This window comes from Roseburia sp. (genome assembly GCF_041325975.1).
Lineage (GTDB): Bacteria > Bacillota > Clostridia > Lachnospirales > Lachnospiraceae > Roseburia > Roseburia rectibacter.
In genome coordinates, this window is sequence record NZ_JBGLEJ010000004.1 from 798,023 (window position 1) to 814,763 (window position 16,741).

14 protein-coding genes are annotated in these 16,741 nt (G+C 43.7%); all 14 read right to left on the reverse strand.

Annotated features, from left to right (window positions below):
- Positions 1-2 precede the first annotated feature (2 nt).
- The 14 genes from ACDD58_RS07020 to ACDD58_RS07085 all read right to left on the reverse strand — a co-directional run bounded on the left by ACDD58_RS07020 (position 3) and on the right by ACDD58_RS07085 (position 16,721).
- Positions 3-605, reverse strand: coding sequence for an AAA family ATPase (locus tag ACDD58_RS07020; RefSeq protein ID WP_199536251.1), 603 nt, complete (start codon positions 603-605; stop codon positions 3-5).
- A gap of 75 nt (positions 606-680) precedes the next feature.
- Positions 681-3,434 carry an FtsX-like permease family protein gene (locus ACDD58_RS07025; protein ID WP_241070869.1) on the reverse strand — a complete coding sequence of 918 codons (2,754 nt, stop codon included), beginning with the start codon at positions 3,432-3,434 and terminating at the stop codon, positions 681-683.
- Between the two features lie 6 nt (positions 3,435-3,440).
- Positions 3,441-4,145: an ABC transporter ATP-binding protein gene (locus ACDD58_RS07030; protein ID WP_370776602.1), complete on the reverse strand. Its 705-nt coding sequence runs from the start codon at positions 4,143-4,145 to the stop codon at positions 3,441-3,443.
- Positions 4,146-4,289: 144 nt separating this feature from the next.
- Positions 4,290-4,439 carry a hypothetical protein gene (locus ACDD58_RS07035; protein WP_158576230.1) on the reverse strand — a complete coding sequence of 50 codons (150 nt, stop codon included), beginning with the start codon at positions 4,437-4,439 and terminating at the stop codon, positions 4,290-4,292.
- A gap of 222 nt (positions 4,440-4,661) precedes the next feature.
- Complete coding sequence (locus tag ACDD58_RS07040; protein ID WP_117922392.1) at positions 4,662-4,895, reverse strand: hypothetical protein; 234 nt, start codon at positions 4,893-4,895, stop codon at positions 4,662-4,664.
- Positions 4,896-5,046: 151 nt separating this feature from the next.
- Entirely contained in the window at positions 5,047-5,472 is a 426-nt protein-coding gene (sufU, locus tag ACDD58_RS07045; protein WP_117922391.1) for a Fe-S cluster assembly sulfur transfer protein SufU, read from the reverse strand.
- Positions 5,462-6,673 (reverse strand): aminotransferase class V-fold PLP-dependent enzyme, encoded by a 1,212-nt coding sequence (locus ACDD58_RS07050; RefSeq protein WP_370776606.1) that lies wholly within the window; start codon positions 6,671-6,673, stop codon positions 5,462-5,464. Before ACDD58_RS07050 ends, sufU begins: the two co-directional genes overlap by 11 nt.
- A 39-nt stretch (positions 6,674-6,712) precedes the next feature.
- On the reverse strand, positions 6,713-7,786 hold the full coding sequence (locus ACDD58_RS07055) for a SufD family Fe-S cluster assembly protein (protein ID WP_370776609.1): 1,074 nt from the start codon (positions 7,784-7,786) through the stop codon (positions 6,713-6,715).
- Positions 7,786-9,192 (reverse strand): Fe-S cluster assembly protein SufB, encoded by a 1,407-nt coding sequence (gene sufB / locus ACDD58_RS07060; RefSeq protein ID WP_370776612.1) that lies wholly within the window; start codon positions 9,190-9,192, stop codon positions 7,786-7,788. The genes ACDD58_RS07055 and sufB overlap by 1 nt, the downstream gene beginning before the upstream one ends.
- A gap of 137 nt (positions 9,193-9,329) precedes the next feature.
- Positions 9,330-10,073 (reverse strand): Fe-S cluster assembly ATPase SufC, encoded by a 744-nt coding sequence (gene sufC / locus ACDD58_RS07065; protein WP_370776614.1) that lies wholly within the window; start codon positions 10,071-10,073, stop codon positions 9,330-9,332.
- A gap of 228 nt (positions 10,074-10,301) precedes the next feature.
- Complete coding sequence (eno, locus tag ACDD58_RS07070) at positions 10,302-11,597, reverse strand: phosphopyruvate hydratase (RefSeq protein ID WP_370776615.1); 1,296 nt, start codon at positions 11,595-11,597, stop codon at positions 10,302-10,304.
- Between the two features lie 1,253 nt (positions 11,598-12,850).
- Complete coding sequence (locus ACDD58_RS07075; RefSeq protein WP_370776617.1) at positions 12,851-13,630, reverse strand: alpha/beta hydrolase; 780 nt, start codon at positions 13,628-13,630, stop codon at positions 12,851-12,853.
- A 102-nt stretch (positions 13,631-13,732) separates the two neighbouring features.
- On the reverse strand, positions 13,733-16,270 hold the full coding sequence (locus ACDD58_RS07080) for a glycoside hydrolase family 2 protein (protein WP_370776618.1): 2,538 nt from the start codon (positions 16,268-16,270) through the stop codon (positions 13,733-13,735).
- Positions 16,257-16,721, reverse strand: a complete 465-nt coding sequence (locus tag ACDD58_RS07085; protein WP_118210226.1) for a YaiI/YqxD family protein — start codon at positions 16,719-16,721, stop codon at positions 16,257-16,259. Before ACDD58_RS07085 ends, ACDD58_RS07080 begins: the two co-directional genes overlap by 14 nt.
- Positions 16,722-16,741: the final 20 nt, after the last annotated feature.

A 16,741-nucleotide genomic window follows, 5' to 3' on the forward strand; every position in this document is an offset into this window, starting at 1 on the left:
TTTTATTTTACCAGTTTTGCGATCACCTTCACCAGCGCTTCAATATCAGCACCGGACGTATTGATACACAGGTCATAATTTAATTTGTCCCCCCAGGTCTGTCCGGTAAAAAACTGATAATATTTCGAACGTTTTTTATCCACATCCTGAATATGACGTCTTAACTCTTTATCCGTAAAATGTTCCTGCTCCGGTGCACGTTTTCTGCAGCGTTCCATACACGATTCCATGTCTGCATAAATAAACAGACGCAGCGGATCTTTATCACGCAGGATATAGTCTGCACTTCTTCCGACAATTACGCAGTCTGATTTTTCTGCAAGTTCCTGCACCAAAAGGCTCTGCTCCCTGTAAATCGCATTGTTCTGCTCCATCACCGGGTCCACGCCCATATAAAAAGTTCTTCCGATCGTGATCGGCATCAGCGTGGAAGGACTGTTTTCCATTACATGCTGTACATAACCTTCTGCAAGTTTTGTCCGCTTCGCAATCTCTGTAATGATCTCATTATCATAATAGGCGATTCCCAGTTCATCCGAAAGTCTCTTTCCAACCTCACGTCCGCCACTGCCAAATTCACGCCCGATCGTTATAATTTTTCCCATATGTATCATCTCCTGATTCGTCATTTTTTATAAATAGACTATAACACTTTCCCACATTAACGTCCAACTCTATTTTTAATCAACGCTCTTTAAAGATTCCGTCATACTGATCGCATCGATCTTCTTTCGCATCAGGCGGTCCACAAACCAGGTAAATACCATGGTCAGCACCAGACTGTATAAAAAGCTGATCTGTTTTACATGCACATCAAAAGACACCATGTCCACAACAATCTGGCTCATGACAAACCGGTGCAGAAATATGCCAAGCACAAGTCCTACAAGTGCGCCAAGAAATGTGAGGATCGTGTTTTCCCGGAAAACATATGCTGCTGTCTCATTCTCATAAAAACCAAGCACCTCGATCGTTGCGATCTCACGCACACGCTCTGTAATATTAATATTCGTCAGGTTATATAAAACAATAAATGCAAGTCCCGCTGCACACAGAATGATGACAGCAACGATCAGATCCATACTGCTCATCATACTTGAAAAACGTTCCATATCATCCTGTGAAATATTTACCGCTGCCACATCTGCCATCGCCATTAACGCTGTTCCAAGTAAATGCGCATCTGTACCCTCGGAAACAGACACAAATGCCGTCTTATATTCCGGTTCTGCTTTCATCTGTTCCGCGTAAGTATCTGCCGACAGATACACATAATTATATACAAAATTCTCACAGACACCGCTTACCGTCACCTTAAGCGTTTTCATATCGGAATCCTGCAGTGTCACGGTATCCCCTGTCTTTATTCCAAGTTCATCTGCCACTTTCGCTGAAATAACCGTCTCTCCCTTTTGTGGAAATGCGATCGGCTCCTTTTTTTCCGTATGTAAGTTGATAAACGGCGTTATATCCGAATCCGGATCTGCCATAATAAGGCTGACTGATTTCGTCTTTTCCTCACCGACTAAATCCATGCTCTTTTCTGCCACAAACACAAAGTTTTTTACACCGTCTTTTTCTTTATTTTCCAGTTCATCTTTCTGTTTCTGTGCAACAGACGATGAATAGGTAATCCCGATATCATAAGTCTGTATCTGCGTATACTGCTGCGTTATGATCCCCGTCACGGAATCACGTACCCCGAATCCGGTTACTAAAAGTGCACTGCATCCGCTGATCCCCACAACCATCATAAAAAATCTTTTTTTATACCGGAAAATGTTCCGCATTGACACTTTCTGCAGAAACTTAAGCCTCTTCCAGATAAACGGCAGATATTCGAGAAATACACGTTTTCCGGCTTTCGGTGTTTTCGGACGCATCAGTTCTGCCGCAACCTCCGTCAGTTCCCGCCGGACAGATACAAATGTTGTGCCAACAGAGCAAATAAGCGATACGGTCACGGAAATGACTGCTAATTTCCAGTCAAACACATACACTAACGACTCCATCTTATAGAGCATGCCATACGCATACCAGATTACTTTCGGAAACATTACAGTTCCAAGTGCAAATCCAGCCACGCAGCCGGTCAGTGCTGCCGATCCGGAATAAAACATATATTTTGCCATGATCGTATGCTCACTGTAACCTAATGCCTTTAAAACACCGATCTGCGTCCGCTGTTCTTCCACCATACGGTTCATCGTTGTCACACAGACTAACGCTGCTACCAGGAAGAAGAAAATCGGAAACACATCCGCAACTCCGTCGACGATACCGGAATCACTTTCAAAACATACATAACCAACATTCGTATCACGCCCAAGCACATAGGTATCCGGCTCTTTTAATTCCTGCAGCGTCTTTTCCCCATCGCTGATCTTTTTTTCAGCTTTTTCTATCTCTTTATTGTAAGTCGAAAGCCCGTCCTCATATTCCTTTTTCCCATCCTCATACTGCTTCTTTGCATCGGATAATTCCGCTTCTTTTTCTGCAATCTGTGCCTTGGACTCTTCCAACTGCTTTTTTGCATCTGCAAGCTGCTTTTCACCTTCTTCAATCTGACTTTTTGCATCTTCTAACTGTATTTTTGCATCATCAAGCTGACTCTTTGTCCCTTCTTTTTTCTCTGCAAGCTGTTTTTTCCCATCCAAAAGTTTCGTCTCTGCTTCCGAACGTACCGTCTGATAGCGTTCTGCTGCAAGATTCTCTGCCAGTGTTTCCCACGCATCCTGTTTCTGGTTTATGTAAGCATCATATTCTTCACTGTACAGTGGAAAATCACTGTCAAATTTCACATAGACTTCCGTATAATACTCATCCGCAAATCCTTCTGGCAAAAGATAGGCAAATCCGCTTACCCTGCCATTGCCAAGCGATGTGCTTCCACGCTCAAACTGCGAATACAATGGTGACTGCACAATTCCGGTAATCTTGTACTCCCTGCTCGAAAAATGTTCCAGATCATCCGCATCATTGTCCCCGGAAAGTTTGATCGTTTTTCCGATCATGGATGCATCATAAAGATTGGAATCCACCACACATTCCGATGCATTTTCCGGCAATTTTCCATCCACGAGCACCAGACGGTTGACATTCTCCGTGATGCTGTGCATTTTTATGACACGCTCTTTCCCGCCGCTCTCACAGATAATATCAAACGTGACTGCTCCTTCTGCTGCCGCTACATCTTTTTGTTCTTTTATGGTTTCCACTTCGTCCTCTGAAAAACCGACCGTAGAAATCAGGCGGTAATCATAAAGAGATGTCTTATCAAAATAACGCTGTGCCGTTTCTAACATTGCAGGCTGTGTTACCTTAAGTCCCGCAAAAAATCCCACTCCCAATGCAACGATAGCAAGGATGGCTAAAAATCTGCCAAGGCTTTCTTTTATTTCCCTGAATGTTGATTTCCATATCATTGATCTCATAACCATCTACCACTCTATATCTGCAATATCTGCAATGTGCTCATTTTTTTCCATGGACACGACCGTTCCGCTCTTTACCGTAATGATGCGGTCTGCCATCGCTGTCAGTGCCTGATTGTGTGTGATGACAACAACCGTCTTTCCTTTTTCGCGGCAGGTATCCTGCAATAATTTTAAAACTGCTTTTCCGGTATTGTAATCGAGTGCCCCGGTCGGTTCATCACAGAGTAAGAGCTTTGGATTTTTGGCAAGTGCACGTGCGATCGCCACGCGCTGCTGTTCTCCACCGGAAAGCTGTGCCGGGAAATTGGACAAACGATCCTTTAATCCGACTTCCTCAAGGACTTTTGCTGCCGGAAGCGGATCTTTACAGATCTGTGCGGCTAACTCCACATTTTCAAGTGCTGTCAGATTCTGTACGAGGTTGTAAAACTGAAACACAAATCCAATGTCAAAACGCCGGTAGGAAGTAAGCTGTTTTTTGTCATAGCCCGAAATTTCCTGTCCGTCTAAAAATACCTGTCCGCTGCTTAAGGTATCCATTCCTCCTAAAATATTTAAAATAGTAGTTTTTCCGGCGCCGGATGCACCGACGATGACGCAGAATTCTCCTTTTTCGATCTCAAAGTTAACGTCGTGGAGAGCAGTGATATCAAGTTCACCGGTATGGTAGATTTTGCCCACGTTCGAAAAGGTTACAAATGATGGCATGTGATAAGTCCTCTCTTGTTGTGTATGAATTACTTCTATAAACTATAAAAAGTGTAAACCGTCAGGACTTATTTTGCAAATAAAATGTTTCTAAAAAATCCGCTGACACCATTTTCATCTGCTTCTGTTTTTCCAGAATATTTTTCAGGTATTTATCGGCTGTTTCCCTGTCTGCAAACATTTCAAGGTTATCGCAGTTCCGCTCTGGCATACTGCTTCTGTCCCTGACGGCATATTTTTTCTTATGATTTTTCCATACTTCTCTATAAATATCTCTAATTCCTGAATCGTCATTGTGTTTTCCTCTTAGTCGCGATTAAGATTAGGAACTATGTCCTTACACTGATATATTGTCACAAAAATCATTTCGGTTCACGTTAATACGCGGAAATATAAATGCGGAAATATATCAAAAGATTTTGATATATTTCCGCATAAATCTGCTGCACTTACATTAGTATTTTACCGCGCCTTCTGTCGGCTATATCTTTCTGATCTTATTTCACACACCCTGCTTCACACTGCAAATCCGGAAAACGACAATTCTGCCCCATCTGCAACCCTGCTGCAGATATTGACTGCCCTGCCCATCACACCGGAAAACTCGTCATCTTTTGTGATCACTTTCATGTACATATGATCACCGTTTACTTCCACGCTCTCCACATCCTCGATCTCTCTCATCTCACGTTCTACTTCTGCCACCTGTGCTTTTGTCAGCTTCTTTGACAAATGATAATATCTTCCCATCAGAACCTCCATTTCCTGCGCATTCTTTGCACACAATCTGTTTTGAACCGTTCCAGAGCAATTGGATACGTCATTCATAACTTTTGTTAGTTATTTCTAATTGTTTATATTATACCCCTGTCAGAAGAAGATGGCACACGAATAAGTGAGATTATTTATCATTTAACATTTCTTCCATCGTGTGCCAGCCAAGCACCGCACATTTTACACGGGCAGGCATATGAGAGATATCCTGAAGCGAGGATGCCTCCTCAAGTCTGTCAATTTCCTCCGGTGTCGCTTCATCATGAATCATTTTTAAAAAAATATCCGAAAGTTCCAGTGCCTCCTCTTTTGTTCTTCCGATGATAAGATCAAGCATCATGTCCGCAGAAGCCTGTGAAACAGCACACCCGCTTCCGGCAAATGCACCGTCCGTAATCTTTCCATCCTCCACCTTTAACTGAAGAACAATATCATCTCCACAGCTCGGATTGACACCTTCTAACGCCAGGTTTGCATCCTTTAAAACCTGTTTATGCAATGGGTGTAAATTATGCTCTGTCAGTATCGTATTATAAAAACTTCTACTCTCCATATCCCATCCTCCTTCGAACGCTGGCAAGACAGTCTAAGAAACGTTCGATATCTTTTTCGTCATTATAAAATGCCAGACTGACACGCGCGGAAGACATCACACCGAGATGTTTTAACAACGGCTGTGCGCAGTGGTGTCCTGCACGAACTGCAATCTGACTGTCATCTAAAATAGAAGCAATATCGTGCGGATGTACACCATCTATCACAAAACTTAAAATACCACCATGTTCCTCCGGTTTGCTGCTTCCTAAGATATGCACATACGGAATCTGATCCATGCCATCAAATAACATTTTTGTCAGCTTTTCTTCCCGCTTTTGAATCGTATCCATTCCGATGTCATTCATATAATCAATAGCTGCCGCAAGTCCGGCGGCTCCTGCCCCATTGACCGTTCCAGCTTCAAATTTATGTGGCAGTTCAGCGTAAACTGCCCCAGTTCTTGTCACCGTCTCGATCATCTCTCCACCTGTTAAAAATGGCGGCATTTCCTCTAACAGTGCTTCTTTCCCGTAAAGCACACCGATTCCCATCGGCGCCATCATTTTATGACCGGAAAATGCAATAAAGTCAGCGTCCATCGCCGTGACATCCACATTTTTATGCAAAACTGCCTGTGCGGCATCCACTAACACCACACCGCCTTTTTCATGCACCATTTTTATGATTTTTTCCACCGGATTTCGTCTGCCAAGGACATTTGAGACCAGTCCTATCGCTGCAAACTTTGTTTTTTCACCGATGGCATTTGAAATTGCCTCATCTGTAAGGCTTCCGTCCTGTTCACAATCCAGATAAACAAGTTTTGCACCTGTCCTTTCCGCCACCATCTGCCATGGAAGCAGATTGCTGTGATGTTCCATAATTGTGACAAGGATCTCATCCCCTGTTTTTAAATTGGAAAGTCCATAGCTGTATGCCACAAGATTGATACTCTCCGTCGTATTTCTGGTAAAAATGATCTCCCGTTCACTTTTTGCATGAATAAAATCACGCACCTTTTCCCTTGCAGACTCATACTGTTCTGTCGCTGCAAGACCAAGCGAATAAAGTCCCCGCAGGGGATTTGCATTGTATTTTTCATAAAATTCCTGCTCTGCCAAAAGTACCTTTTCCGGTCGCTGTGCGGTTGCAGCATTATCTAAATATACCAGCTGATTGTCTCTTAACAGTGGAAAATCTTTTTTATAATCAGGCATCTTTATCATCCTCCTTCCATATCCGGATGCTGTTTGCGATCATTGTGCATCCAGCATCATCTGGATTTCTTTTTGTATCTCCTCTGACGGGATCATGGCACAGAGTGCATCGATCCTTGCCCTTGCGACAAGACGTTTTGCCTCCTCCTGGTCAAATCCTCTGCTTCCAAGATAGAACAACATCTGCTCGTCAAGTCTTCCGATCGTCGCGCCGTGGCTTCCTTCCACATCTTCTTCCCCACAGAGAATCAATGGTATTGTCTGATTTTCGACACCCTCATCGATCAAAAGCACATCCTCGCTCTCCGCACCTTTCGCACCGGCACACCCTGCGATAAAATCAATCGTTCCGCGGAACAGTTTTTTCGCATTTCCTTTTAAAATGCCGTTTGCATCCATCTGGCTTTCTGTCTTTTTCCCGATATGTCTTGCCACATAGTTCATATCATAGCGGTCATTTCCATCCGCAAGATATCCAATGTTTGCTGTAAATGAACTGTGCGCACCGACAAGTCCCATCTGGCATCCTGCATATAATTTTTCTGCACCAAGCTGTATCTGGAGCAGTTCTACCGACGCATCTTTTTCGCATGCACCGCCGATATCAAACAGGGCACATGCATTTTTACCTAAAAGCTGTGCGGCATATATTTTTACTTTTGCTCCCTCTTTCGCATCAACCAGTAACTGGTGTATCACTGTCCCACTGCTATTTTTATCAGAGGAAAATATAAAAATGACTTCTATTTCGCTGTCTTTTTCAGCTATAATCTGCATGCGGTTAAAGTAATTTTTTTCTGCATCATACTGATATGAAATAACAACCGGACTTTTTATCTGTACATTTTCTTCGATTCGAAGTGTATCTGCCATATCCTGACTGCCCAGTTCTGATATCTGCGCTCCCATTCCGGTTTTGATTCCTTTTTTTATTTCCCTTTTTTCAAAACTTACACCCTCCGGCAGCTTTCCGTTACTATTATCCGAAGTCTCCACCCCAACTTGCGGTATGCATGGGATGGCATCTGTAACTGCCGTAACCTGTGATTCATTCATCTTAAGCCAGTTCCATGTCTTTGCCGGAAGCTCATTTATAATCCATTCTTTTTCCATCAGCCTATGCTCCCTTCCATCTCAAGCTGGATCAGATTGTTCATTTCCAGTGCATATTCCAGTGGCAGTTCTTTCGATACATCATCCGCAAATCCGCTGACGATCATTGAGCGTGCCTCCTGCTCACTGATGCCGCGTGACATCAGATAAAAAACTGCGTCATCACTGATCCTGCCGATTTTTGCTTCATGCCCGACATCCGCCATAGCGGTTTTGATATCCATTGCCGGGATTGTATCTGATCTTGAAATACCATCCAGCATAAGAGATTCACAGGATACTGCCGCCTTACTGTTTTTCGCTTCTTTTCCAATGACTACGGAACTGCGGAATGTACTGATTCCTCCATCTTTTGAGATTGATTTTGTATTGATGCAGGAAGAAGTATCCGGCGCGTTCTGCACAACTTTTGCACCGGTATCAAGGTTCTGCCCTTTACCGGCAAACGTGATGCCGGTAAATTCCATGTGTGCACCTTTTCCATTTAAAATACTCATCGGGTACAGATACGATGTATGGGAACCAAAAGAACCGGACACCCACTCGATCGTTCCGCCCTCCTCGACTAACGCACGTTTTGTATTCAGATTGTACATATTTTTTGACCAGTTTTCGATCGTAGAATAGCGCAGCTTTGCATTTTTATGGACAAATAATTCCACACATCCGGCATGCAGGTTTGCCACATTATAACGCGGTGCAGAACACCCTTCGATAAAATGCAGATATGCCCCCTCATCCACAATGATAAGCGTATGTTCAAACTGTCCTGCTCCCGGTGCATTCAGTCTGAAATACGACTGCAATGGGAAATCTAAGGACACTCCGGGTGGCACATAGACAAACGATCCTCCAGACCAGACGGCTCCGTGCAGTGCCGCAAATTTGTGGTCATTCGGTTTGACCAGTTTCATAAAATGTCTGCGGATCATGTCGGCATATTCGCCCTTCATCGCACTCTCAATGTCACTGTATACAACTCCCTGTGCTTCCACTTCCGCTTTCACATGATGGTAGACCATCTCAGAATCATACTGCGCTCCGACACCTGCCAATGATTTCCGCTCCGCTTCCGGTATTCCAAGTCGTTCAAACGTATCTTTGATCTCTCCCGGCACTTCCGACCATTTTCCCCGCATCTGTGTTTTCGGCCGCACATAAGTCTCAATGTGATCCATATCAAGTCCGTCGATCGGTGGTCCCCAGTCCGGGATTTTCATCTGTCTGTAAATCTGAAGTGATTTCATCCGGAACTCACGCATCCACACCGGATCATCTTTTTCATCTGAAATTTTACGCACGATCTCTTCCGTCAGTCCCGCTTCCATATGGTATGCATCTTTATCATCATTCCGGATATCATAAATCGTGCGGTCGATATCCGCTACATAAGTTTTTTCTTTCATGATCATCCTCATTTCTATCACGGTTTATTTTTTGCACTGTTTTCTGCTCTATTGCAGCTTACTTTTCACACTGTTTTCAGATTATATCGCAGCTTATTTTTCACACTATCTTTATTCCTGCTGACCATAATTTATTTTTACGCCAGATAGTCTTTATATCCTTCGCGGTTGATCTTGTCCACCAGGCTTCCATCCCCGGTCGCAACAATCTGCCCATCCACCATGATATGTGTATAATCCACGTGCAGATGTTCTAAGATCCTGGTGCTGTGTGTGATGATCAATAGTCCTTTGTCCTTATTTTTCCGGTATTCCTCAATACCTGCCGAAACGAGACGTACCGCATCCACATCCAGTCCGGAATCTGTTTCGTCCAAAATTGCAAGTTCTGGTTTTAACAGCATCATCTGTAAAATCTCCGTTTTCTTTTTCTCTCCACCAGAAAATCCAACGTTTAATGCACGGCTTTTATAGGACTCATCCATCTGCAAAATCTTCATTGCAGCATCCACTTCTTTCATAAATGTCCAGATCCGCACTTTATCTCCCCGCCGTTTGCGCACTGCATTATTTAAAAAGGAATCCAGTGCCAGTCCCGGTACTTCGAGTGGCTCCTGAAATGACAGGAAAATTCCGTCCTGCGCTCTCTTATCCGCCGGTTCCTCTGTGATATCTTTTTCGAGGAATTCAATGATTCCCCCTTTAACTTGATATTTCGGATTGCCCATCAGCACATATCCAAGTGTCGATTTTCCGGCTCCATTCGGTCCCATCAGCACATGCGTCTCACCACGTTTTATCTCCAGATTGACATGGTGCAGCAGTTCTTTGTCCTCCACACCCACAGTCAGATCTTTTATCTTTAACATTGATCTATCCATCAATCATACCCCTTTCTTTCACATTTTTATTTCCTAGTATTTTAGTAGGATATTGTAAAAATATTATACCGCTATTTATTTTTGAATACAAGCGATTGCAGGGGTTGTAATTGAGAGTGTTTTTCAATAAGAGAATTGGAATAAAAAGAACGCCAAAAGCCATCCCTGACCTTTCGCGTCCTTTCCATGATACAGAGGAGAAAATAAATTATAATATGAATAAATTCCTTATTTTACATTAAATGCACCCATTCCCGGATACACTGCTGCACTTCCAAGTTCTTCCTCAATGCGGAGAAGCTGGTTGTATTTTGCAACACGCTCCGTTCTGCTCGGTGCGCCGGTCTTGATCTGGCAGGTATTTAATGCCACCGCGAGATCTGCAATCGTGGTGTCTTCCGTCTCACCGGAACGGTGGGAAGAAATCGCCGTGTAGCCTGCCTTATGAGCCATCTTGATTGCCTCTAAGGTCTCAGATACGGAACCGATCTGATTTAACTTGATCAGAATCGCATTGCCACAGCCATTGTCGATACCTTTTTTCAGGCGCTCGGTATTGGTCACGAATAAATCGTCTCCGACAAGCTGTACCTTATCGCCAAGCTCTTTGGTCAGAAGTTTCCAGCCTTCCCAGTCTTCCTCGTCAAGTGCATCCTCGATGGAAATGATCGGGTATTTTTCAACCAGTTTCTTCCAGTGCTCGATCAGTTCTGCGGAAGTAAACTCCGTACCTGCTTTCGGCAGTTTGTAAAATCCTTTTCCTTTTTCGCTCTTCCACTCAGAGGAAGCTGCATCCATGGCAATTCTGAAATCTCTGCCCGGCTCATATCCTGCATTTTTCACAGCATCTAATATGTACTGGATTGCTTCCTCATCAGAAGCGAGATCCGGTGCAAAACCACCCTCATCACCAACAGAGGTTGCAAGTCCCTTGCTCTTTAACAGAGCTGCAAGTGCATGGAACACTTCTGCGCACCAGCGGAGCGCCTCCTTAAAACTCGGAGCTCCGACCGGCATGATCATGAACTCCTGCACGTCTACCGTGTTTGCTGCATGTGCACCACCATTTAAAATATTCATCATAGGAACTGGCAGACGGTTGCCTGAAATGCCGCCTAAGAAACGGTAAAGCGGAATATCAAGTGAGATGGAAGCTGCACGTGCCGCTGCAATCGACACTGCTAAGATCGCATTTGCTCCCAGTTTTGATTTATCCTTTGTTCCGTCTGCTGCGATCATCGCTGCATCCACTGCATAAATGTCGCTGGCATCCATTCCAACGATTGTATCGTTGATAATTGTATTAATATTTTCAACTGCCTTGGTAACACCTTTGCCAAGATATCTCGACTTATCGCCGTCGCGAAGCTCTAATGCTTCAAATTCTCCGGTCGATGCACCGCTTGGTGCTATTCCCCTTCCAATGGTACCGTCCACTAAATATACTTCAGCTTCCACGGTAGGATTACCTCTGGAGTCTAAAATCTCTCTTCCGATTACTTTTTCAATCTCTAAATAATTCATTCCCGCTGTCTCCTTTTCCTCATTCGCAGACGATCTTACCGGAATCTGAAAGGTAGCAACTTTCGGATTCCGGGCAGGGGTGTCTGATTCCCTCTGTGATATTCAAAAATGTCCGCGCTTCCACCCGCGTCACTTTTTCTGGTCTGCATGATTTACACTATTGTTAGTTGTATCTAACTATTGTTTAGTATAGCGAACATCTGAGCAAAAAACAAGAATGGAAAATGAGACTCTTTCTCATTTTCCATTCTTCATTATTGGATTCTGGCTTTTGTTCTTTGATTTCTGATCTGTTCATGAACTGCCTCACAAATGATGGTTTGTTTATGAAATAAATCGCCCGCCCAAATGGTGTGTTGTAGGTCTGTGAGCGGCATCTTGCGCAAAGCCGAATTAATTTTGGTTCCGTTGTCCGAAAATAAGAAAAGCTAGGTCTGCCTGATTTAGGTTATGGCGGAGTGACGTGACCGGCGCTCAACGAGCCATCCTTGGCTCGTGAAGCCTTGTTCTGCCATCCGTGGCAGAACATCACTGTGTATCTACAGGCACACTAAGATTTTCTAATTTTCTCCCAAAGTCACAAAATCAGCTTCGGCTTTGCGCAAGATGCCAGCCGTCAGGTTATGAACACCATTTGGGGGGGGGGGGGGGCGGTTCATCTCAAAACTGGGGGCGTAGGTGCGAATTTTTGATATTCGCACAAATGGAAATATACTTAAAATGCTAATGTGCTGTATCATTAATATTCAACCTAATGGCTTCCCAGATTTTCCATCTGCTACATTGTATTACATGAATTTTTTCGTAAATTTCCAGACCAATAACACAAAATATTTTCAAATGTGTATGGAAATAAAGACACAAAACACTAAAAATTTACGCACTACCCAAGGTTGTAAAATGAGTTCCCCAGCGAAGGGTGGTTCACAACCTTGCGGCTGGCAAATCGCATCAAGCCAGGACTCGTTTTGTGACTTTGGGAGAAAATTAGTCAATCTTAGACTGCCTGTCCGCAATACAGTGTTGTGCTGCCACGGACGGCAGCACAAGTCTTAATGTGCCCGGATGGCACATTTAAGACGCACACGTCACTCCGCCACAACCTGAACCAGGCAGCCTTAGATTGTCTTATTTTCGGACAACGAAACAAAACAGTCCCGGCTTGATGCAATTTGCCACTCACAAAACTGCGACGCCACCCTTAGCCGGGGAACTCATAGCCCAACAAACCATCATTTGCCGGGAAACCCGATTCACCCACCACAGATCTCCGTGATCAGTTTCACCCACTTATCCGGATAAACTGCAAGCAGTTCTTCATGCTGCAGATCCAACTCATGCAGAACCGGTCTTTTAAAATGCTTTTGATATCGCGCACGATACTTTTCTCCCATTTTAAGGGCATATAAAATATGTATCTCTGTTCCCGGCGGGTCGATCTGATCCGGCAGTGGCGTGATCAGATCAGAATAAAACTGGTTTTCGACACTCTTTTTTGTAATGTGGCTCATATCAGCATCCGGTGTCTTTATCATATCCATAAATGCTTTGATATAGCCATCGTCTTCTGCCATCATCTTTTCCATTTTCTTTTTCATAAAAGGAATTTTCATCTCACCTTTCGTAAGAAACGGATAAAAAAACGGTACCATCAGTTTTGTCATAAGTTTCGCTGAAATTTTCCCGGACTGGTCTAAATCAGAACCTCCCAAAATACCATAATCCATATGGATATTCTGACGTGCCGCAAGTAATCCAACAAAGGAACCGCCAAGAGAACAGCCATATGCGGCACAGATATGACCGCCAAATTCTTTCTTTATATACTGCTCTATCTTTTCCGTCTCCTCTGTCATCGTTGGAAACTCTGTCTGCTCCGTCTCATCAAATCCATCATAGGAAACACATGCCACCTGAAAATATTCTTCTAACGGCTCTATCACTTTTCCAAAATTTCCTTTCCAGTGACAACAGGTTCCCGGGAAAAGGAAAATAACCGGTTTTTCTTTCTCTCCAAAACAATATACTTTCATAGAATTCTACCTTCTTTAAAATGTTTTTCATATGTTAGTTATTTCTAACTAACTTTATGATAACACTTGTATAAGAAGGTGTAAAGCTGTTCTGTTTTAGAGTTATTCTTCCACTTCCCATGAATCGCACAGTGACCGTACCCGGATCTTAGGCACGCCTTCTGCCCCCTCCGGCAAAACAGCCGTAATCTCATAAGGTTCTTTTCCGGTCAGATGCATAAAATTATCCGACCAGACCAGATCCACATTACTCTCCACTGAAACGAAAAATGCCGGAGCATCTGATTTTAACCGCACCGTCAGCAGATCGCCTTCTATCATTACATCAAAAGTAATCTCTGCTTTTTTGATCTGCATATGTTTATACGGTTTTGGCATTTCAACCTGACGGCTCAAAGTTCCATCGGAGTGTGTAAATACCGCCTCCACAAAAACTTCACTTTCCCTGCCTTCTATCACATCTTTCAAAGAAACCGGTCCCATTGCTTTCACGGACAACGGTTCACATACTGCACGCTGCGAATTTTTCCAGAGAACTTCCCCCAGCATATTTTTCACGAAAACCGTGACATCAGACGATACTTCCTGCATTGTCTCATTTTGCAGATATGGCGTATAGACTGCATCTTCAGATACCTTTAAGCTGCCGAGTACATCCGCATAAAAATGTTTTGAAAAATACTGCAATGCTTTCCATCTGCCAAAGTAATCGATGCTCGCCCAGGATGCAACCGGCCAGTTATCATTTAACTGCCAGTAAATTGCACCCATACAGCGTCCCCTGTTTCTGCGCCAGTGTTCCACACCGCTTTTGATCGCGATTGCCTGCAGCACCTGGCTGATATAGATCAGACTCTCAAAATCTTTTGGATATAAAAAGTTCTCCGCAATATAATGCAGAATTTTAGCATTTGCAGAACCATTTTTCTGATGACTCTCCATAACTTCGGAAAAGATATTGCGATCCTCAGGCAGGGTAAAGGTATTGATGGTTTTTTTACAAGGGAACGACTGGAATCCAAATTCTGAGCAAAATCTAAAATAGTAATTTTCATAGTCAGAAAACGGCTTTTCTCCATGCCATACATCCCAGTAATGACGATCCCCGATATCATCGCTGTCCGGGTCCGTAAAATTACCGCCGGATGATGGGGAAGAAGGCCAGTAAAACGTTGCATCATCTTCACTCTTTAATGCTTCCGGGATCAGCTTTTCAAACATTGTCAGGTAATCCTGTTTTAATGCATCCGAATGATCATTAAAACCACCCCAGTGATCCCAGGCTGATTCCATCTCATTGTTGCCACACCAAAGTCCAAGACTTGCGTGGTGTCTTAATCTTTTTACATTATCTTTTGTTTCTTCTATAATGCTCTCCCGCAACGCATCCGTAAGTTCGTAGACATTGCAGGCATACATAAAATCCTGCCATACGATCAGACCATGCTCATCACAGTAATCATAGAAAACATCCGCCGGATAATATCCACCACCCCAGATACGGATACAGTTAAAATGACACGCCACCGCAATATCCAGCAATTCATAAATGCGCTCAGGTGTAATCTTTGAATAAATACAGTCCTCCGGGATATAATCCGCACCCTTGGCAAAAATCTTTACCCCATTGACACAAAATGCAAACTCCTCACCCCATGCATCCTTTTCCCGGCTGACCGTCAATGTACGCAGACCAATGCGCAGCTCTTTTACATCCAGAAATTCTCCGCCCAGAAAAAGTTCCGCACGCACGGTATAGAGCGGCTGCTTACCATATCCATTCGGCCACCAAAGTGCCGGATCTTCGACCAGACATTTTCCATCCGAAAAAGAAAGCTGTTTTCCATCCGGTGTCCAAAGCGTAATCTTTACCTTAAGACTATCTGCTGTCTCTGCATTTTTTGCCAATGTCTGAGCATGACTTTCCTTACTCTGTGGTGATACCTGATGCTCCGCTTCCACAATTTTCCCATTCTGTGCCTTTTCCGGCAACGTCACTTTTACTTCTGCCGACAGAAGAACCTTTCCATCTATATGTTCCTGTCTGATATGCAGATCAGAGAGTTCTGCTTTCTCATAACTGTCAATATAAATATCGCGCCAGATTCCCATATCCGGTAACTGTGGGCCCCAGTCCCAGCCAAACATGGAATGTGCTTTTCGGATGTACTGATTTCCTTCCATCGCCCCGCATGCCGTATAATGGATCTCTTTTCCCGGTGCGGATACATGTTCGTTTACATATGAGATTGCAGAATGAATTTTCACTACAATACTGTTTGTCCCGTTTTTCAGTATATTTGTACACAGAATCCGGTAGCGCAGGTGCATGTTATCCACATGCTTTACCGGTATGCCGTTGATAAAAATATCTGCTACTGTGTCGATTCCGTCACAGCAGAGTGTGTACACTCTTCCCTCTTCTTTTTTCAGTTCAAATTCCCTTGAAAAAATAAAATCGTTTTTCAGTAACTCTCTCGCCGGGTACTCATTCATCCGGTAAAACGGATCTTCCAGTAAACCATGCTCTGTCAGACCGAAAAGTACTGATCCCGGGATTTCCACCGGGCAAAGCAGTGTTTCATCTGCTTTTTTTAACTGCCATGTTCCATTTAAATAAAACATTTCATGTTGTACCATTAATATTCTCCATTCCCTTTCGGATCATTTTTTCAAAACTTTCCCGAAAATGCATATCATCCTCTGCGGTTCTCTTTTTCGGCCCCTTCAAATGATTCTTCCCGGATGCCCTTCTTGCTTTTTTATTCATATGACGCTCTAACAGCATCCGGTCAATGTTATCATCCGTATACCACCGTCCGGACTGATGGATGGCAAATGCACCGCGTCCAAGTGCCATCGCCGCCACCCCGTAATCCTGCGTCACGACGATATCTCCTTTCCGGCATAAATTGACCAGTGCAAAATCCACTGCATCCGCACCGGCTCCAATCACCTTTACCTCACTGTAATCCGAGTCTAAGACATGATTTGTATCGCATAACAGCGTTACCGGTATTCCATATTTGCCTGCAAGTTCTTCTATGATCCTTACCACCGGGCAGGCGTCCGCATCTACATAGATCTGCATAAACTCTCCATTCCTGCGTG

Excerpts from the sequence above, each read along its gene's own strand:
- eno (WP_370776615.1), bottom strand. The coding sequence starts at position 11,597 with ATGAATTATTTAGAGATTGAAAAAGTAATCGGAAGAGAGATTTTAGAC.
- ACDD58_RS07040 (WP_117922392.1), bottom strand. The coding sequence starts at position 4,895 with ATGGGAAGATATTATCATTTGTCAAAGAAGCTGACAAAAGCACAGGTG.
- ACDD58_RS07075 (WP_370776617.1), bottom strand. The coding sequence starts at position 13,630 with ATGAAAGTATATTGTTTTGGAGAGAAAGAAAAACCGGTTATTTTCCTT.
- ACDD58_RS07085 (WP_118210226.1), bottom strand. The coding sequence starts at position 16,721 with ATGCAGATCTATGTAGATGCGGACGCCTGCCCGGTGGTAAGGATCATA.
- ACDD58_RS07055 (WP_370776609.1), bottom strand. The coding sequence starts at position 7,786 with ATGGAAAAAGAATGGATTATAAATGAGCTTCCGGCAAAGACATGGAAC.
- ACDD58_RS07050 (WP_370776606.1), bottom strand. The coding sequence starts at position 6,673 with ATGCCTGATTATAAAAAAGATTTTCCACTGTTAAGAGACAATCAGCTG.
- sufC (WP_370776614.1), bottom strand. The coding sequence starts at position 10,073 with ATGGATAGATCAATGTTAAAGATAAAAGATCTGACTGTGGGTGTGGAG.
- ACDD58_RS07035 (WP_158576230.1), bottom strand. The coding sequence starts at position 4,439 with ATGACGATTCAGGAATTAGAGATATTTATAGAGAAGTATGGAAAAATC.
- ACDD58_RS07025 (WP_241070869.1), bottom strand. The coding sequence starts at position 3,434 with ATGAGATCAATGATATGGAAATCAACATTCAGGGAAATAAAAGAAAGC.
- ACDD58_RS07020 (WP_199536251.1), bottom strand. The coding sequence starts at position 605 with ATGGGAAAAATTATAACGATCGGGCGTGAATTTGGCAGTGGCGGACGT.
- ACDD58_RS07080 (WP_370776618.1), bottom strand. The coding sequence starts at position 16,270 with ATGGTACAACATGAAATGTTTTATTTAAATGGAACATGGCAGTTAAAA.
- sufU (WP_117922391.1), bottom strand. The coding sequence starts at position 5,472 with ATGGAGAGTAGAAGTTTTTATAATACGATACTGACAGAGCATAATTTA.
- sufB (WP_370776612.1), bottom strand. The coding sequence starts at position 9,192 with ATGAAAGAAAAAACTTATGTAGCGGATATCGACCGCACGATTTATGAT.
- ACDD58_RS07030 (WP_370776602.1), bottom strand. The coding sequence starts at position 4,145 with ATGCCATCATTTGTAACCTTTTCGAACGTGGGCAAAATCTACCATACC.